Origin of the sequence: Cupriavidus sp. SK-4 (assembly GCF_000611125.1) — a bacterium.
Classification (GTDB): Bacteria; Pseudomonadota; Gammaproteobacteria; order Burkholderiales; family Burkholderiaceae; genus Cupriavidus; species Cupriavidus necator.
The window spans coordinates 29385-33166 of record NZ_JFJW01000013.1 but is presented as its reverse complement, the minus strand read 5'-3'; the positions used below and the strand labels follow the sequence as shown (position 1 = coordinate 33166).

The following is a 3782-nucleotide window of genomic DNA, read 5'->3' as shown; positions in this document are numbered from 1 at the left end:
CGCCCTCACCCCAACCCTCTCCCGCAAGCGGCAGAGGGAGCCAGTCCGCAGTAGTTTTGAAAGTGAGTCAAAGATGTCCCTTCCCGTAGCCACGCTCGTCACCGGCGGCAGTTCCGGTATCGGCCGAGCCATCTGTGAAATGCTGCTGGCCGATGGCGTGACCCAGGTGGTCAATGTCGACTATGCCGAACCGGCCTGGTCGCACCCGAACCTGACCTTCTTCCAGGCCGACCTGACCGATGCCGAGGCGACCCGCGCCGTGGCCGCACAGGTGACCTCGCGCTTCGCCGTCACGCGCCTGGTGAACAACGCCGGCGCCACGCGCCCCGGCACCGCCGACACTGCCACCGTTGCCGACCTGGACTACGTGACCGGCCTGCACCTGCAGGCCACGCTGCTGCTGACGCAGGCGTGCCTGCCCGCGATGCGTGCCGCCGATTTTGGCCGCATCGTCAACATGGCCTCGCGCGCCGCACTGGGCAAGGCCGAGCGCGTGGTGTACTCCGCCACCAAGGCGGGCCTGATCGGCATGACCCGCACGCTGGCGATGGAACTGGGCGGCGACGGCGTCACCGTCAACGCCGTGGCCCCGGGTCCGATCGCCACCGAGCTGTTCCGCAAGAGCAACCCCGAAGGCGCGGAACAGACCAAGCGCATCCTGGCCAGCATCACGGTCAAGCGCATGGGCACGCCGGAAGACGTTGCGCGTGCCGCGCTGTTCTTCCTGTCGCCAGACAACGGCTTCGTCACCGGCCAGGTGCTGTACGTGTGCGGCGGCACCACGCTGGGCGTTGCGCCGGTGTAAGCACCGCGCATCCCAGGCACCACGCATTCAAGCATTCAACAAGAAGAGACGTTAACCAAGCGTCACGCATGGCGGCCCGTGGCCGGGCCGCCCACCGGATGCGCGCATGTGCGCGCCATCCGTTCGGGAACGGCAATCACGCCATTCAGCACAACCTCCCGCGGTACCCAATCACCGCCGGAACGATATAGCACCGGAGCATTACCGATGAGACAAGATTCCCAGACCTCCACCACGCGCCGTCGCCTGCTTGCCGCTGGCGTGGCGCTGGCCACCACCATCGCCGGCTTTGCCGGCGCTGCCCACGCACAGGGCGGCTACCCGACCAAGCCGATCACCCTGATCGTGCCGTTCTCGGCCGGCGGCACCACCGACATCCTGGCCCGCATCGTCGGCCTGCAACTGGGCAAGGCGCTCGGCCAGCCGGTGGTGATCGACAACCGTCCGGGCGCGGGCGGCAACATCGGCGCCTCGCTTGCGGCCAAGGCGCCGGGCGACGGCTACACGCTGTTTATGGGCACCATCGGCACGCACGCGATCAACCAGTCGCTGTACTCCAAGCTGCCGTATGACCCGGTCAAGGATTTCGCGCCGATCACGCGCGTGGCAATGGTGCCGAACCTGGTGGTGGTGAATCCCAAGGTGCCGGTCAACAACGTCAAGGAACTGGTCGCCTACGTCAAGGCCAACCCGGACAAGCTGTCGTACGGCTCGTCGGGCAGCGGCTCGTCGATGCACCTGTCGGGCGAGCTGTTCAACTCGATGACCGGCCTGCATATCCAGCACATCCCGTACAAGGGCAGCGCCCCCGCCGTGAACGACCTGCTGGGCAACCAGATCGGCCTAATGTTCGACAACATGCCGTCGTCGTATCCGCACGTGAAGGCCGGCAAGCTGCGCGCCATCGCCGTGACTTCGGCCAAGCGTTCGCCGGCGCTGCCCAACGTGCCGACCGTGGCCGAATCGGGTGTGCCGGGCTATGAGGCCACCTCGTGGTTTGCGCTGTACGCCACCGGCGGCACGCCGCAGCCCATCGTCGACCGCCTCAACGCCGAAGTGGTGAAGATTCTGGCCATGCCGGAAGTGAAGAAGCAGATGGCCGACCAGGGCGCCGAACCCAATCCGGAAAAGCCGGCCCAGCTGGCCGCGTTCATGAAGTCGGAAACGGCCAAGTGGGCGAAGGTGGTGAAGGCTTCGGGCGCTACGGTGGATTGATTCACATACTGGCTGCGCCAAAGAAATGCCGGTCCCTGTCGGGGACCGGCTTTTTGTTTATGCGTGGGCGGGGACGGCTGCCACTCAATCGCTGCCAAGCTGCAGCTTGTTTTTCTGCCGCTTTTCGATCGCAGATTTGAGCAGCGCCGCACTGCGATAGATGCCGTGTGCGAACTTGCCATACGGCAGCGTCGCAAACAACGCCATCACCACGCCAAGGTGGACCGCCAGCAGCAGCGGCATCGCCGCGGTGCCGCGCCCGGCCAGCAACCCCAGCCCGGTGGCACTGGTCAGCAGCAGCAGCGCGATGAAGCCGCGGTCCATCGGCCGCTGCCGGGCATCCCCATGCATCGGGTGCCGGCGCAGGTTCAGCCACAGCAAGCCGGCCGGGCCCACCAGCAGGCCCACGCCGCCGGCGGTGCCCAGCAGCACCGGCAGGCTCGTGACCGGATAGGGCGCATGCCAGCCCAGCAGATAGTGGTAGCCGGTCGCCACCACTGTCGACGCAAAGCACAGCATGAAGCCGTAGAACGTGAAATGGTGGAAGCGCCGCCGCGCCAGCGTGAAGCGGTCGCTGGCCTCGTTGCAGCCATCGCCGTGGCCGCCATCGAGGTAGGTCAGTGCCAGCACGTTCCGGGCCGCCTCTGCCACGGCGGGTGCCGACGCTGTGCCGGCAGAGACATCGCGCCAGAAGCGGCGCACGCCCAGGCCAAGTGCAAGCACGGCAAAGCCGAACACCCCGCCGAACATTGCCGCCAGCGTGTTGTGCGGGAATACCGCGTAGAAATTGCCGCCCGCATGCGTCTGCCACAGCGCGCCGCCCAGCGTGGCGGCCAGTACCAGGAACAACGCCAGCCCGAAGGCCAGTGCCACCGACACCGTCAGCCCGTTGCGCTGGTACAGCTTGCCCAGCGGCGCGGGCCATGCGTATTCGCTATAGGTTTCCAGCCGCACCTTTGCCATCGCCTGCGGCACATTGACGCCGAAATCATGCGGCGGCGCGTACTGGCAGGCGTGGTAGCAGGCGCCGCAGTTGTGGCACAGGTTGGCCAGGTAGTTGACGTCGGCCTTGCCGAACTCCAGCCGGCGGGTCATGGCCGGGAACACCGCGCAGAAGCCTTCGCAGTAGCGGCAGGCATTGCAGATCTGCATCTGCCGGGCGACTTCGGCCTCATTGTCGGTCAGCGGCAGCACTCGGATGACGCGGGATTGCGGCGCCGGGGCGGCAGCGTCCTGCCCGGCCAGTTGCGCGGCCTCGCGCGTCAGGGCTTCAAGCTTCTGCATGGACGGCTCCCGTGTTGATGCCCGCCACCAATGCAGCCTGCGTGCCCGCGATGCGCCCGAAGGCCGTGCCGATCGACATGCCGACACCGGCCGTGTATCCCTTGCCGAGCACGTTGCCGGCCATCATTTCTCCTGCCACGAACAGATTCCCGCTTGGCTTGCCGCCAAAGTGCACCTGGGCGCGGTCGTTGACCTTGAGCCCCAGGTAAGTGAAGGTGATGCCCGGCCGCAGCGCGTAGCCGTAGAACGGCGCCTGGTCGAGCGGCCTGGCCCAATGCGTCTTGGCCGGTGCCAGGCCATCGGTGTGGCAGTCGTCCAGCGCGGTGTGGTCGAAGGTGCCGACGCGGCACGCCGCGTTGTAGTCCTGCACCGTGCGCGCGAACTGCGCTTCCGGCAGCCCCAGCTTGCGCGCGAGCTCAGGCAGCGTGTCGGCCTTCTCGCCGGGAAACACCGGCGGCATGAAGCGGCCGATGGCCTT

At 67.1% G+C, this 3782-nt stretch carries 4 protein-coding genes; 2 read left to right on the top strand and 2 right to left on the bottom strand.

Annotated elements, in window-relative coordinates; all coding sequences use genetic code 11:
- The first annotated feature begins 73 nt into the window (after window positions 1-73).
- Both CF68_RS02835 and CF68_RS02830 read left to right on the top strand, forming a co-directional pair.
- The gene (locus CF68_RS02835) at window positions 74-805 is read left to right on the top strand and encodes an SDR family NAD(P)-dependent oxidoreductase (protein ID WP_035815891.1); all 732 of its coding nucleotides are present in this window, start codon (window positions 74-76) and stop codon (window positions 803-805) included.
- A 207-nt stretch (window positions 806-1012) separates the two neighbouring features.
- Window positions 1013-2020, top strand: coding sequence for a tripartite tricarboxylate transporter substrate binding protein (locus CF68_RS02830; protein ID WP_035815890.1), 1008 nt, complete (start codon window positions 1013-1015; stop codon window positions 2018-2020).
- Between the two features lie 84 nt (window positions 2021-2104).
- Here CF68_RS02830 and tcuB read toward each other — a convergent pair whose 3' ends face one another.
- Both tcuB and CF68_RS02820 read right to left on the bottom strand, forming a co-directional pair.
- Entirely contained in the window at window positions 2105-3304 is a 1200-nt protein-coding gene (gene tcuB, locus CF68_RS02825; RefSeq protein WP_035815889.1) for a tricarballylate utilization 4Fe-4S protein TcuB, read from the bottom strand.
- A partial coding sequence (locus tag CF68_RS02820) for an FAD-binding protein (RefSeq protein ID WP_035815887.1) occupies window positions 3291-3782 on the bottom strand: 492 nt, incomplete at its 5' end. The genes tcuB and CF68_RS02820, both read right to left, overlap by 14 nt.

Bases quoted from the DNA above. Each gene is read 5' to 3' on its own strand.
- CF68_RS02835 (WP_035815891.1), top strand. From the start codon at position 74: ATGTCCCTTCCCGTAGCCACGCTCGTCACCGGCGGCAGTTCCGGTATC.
- CF68_RS02830 (WP_035815890.1), top strand. From the start codon at position 1,013: ATGAGACAAGATTCCCAGACCTCCACCACGCGCCGTCGCCTGCTTGCC.
- tcuB (WP_035815889.1), bottom strand. From the start codon at position 3,304: ATGCAGAAGCTTGAAGCCCTGACGCGCGAGGCCGCGCAACTGGCCGGG.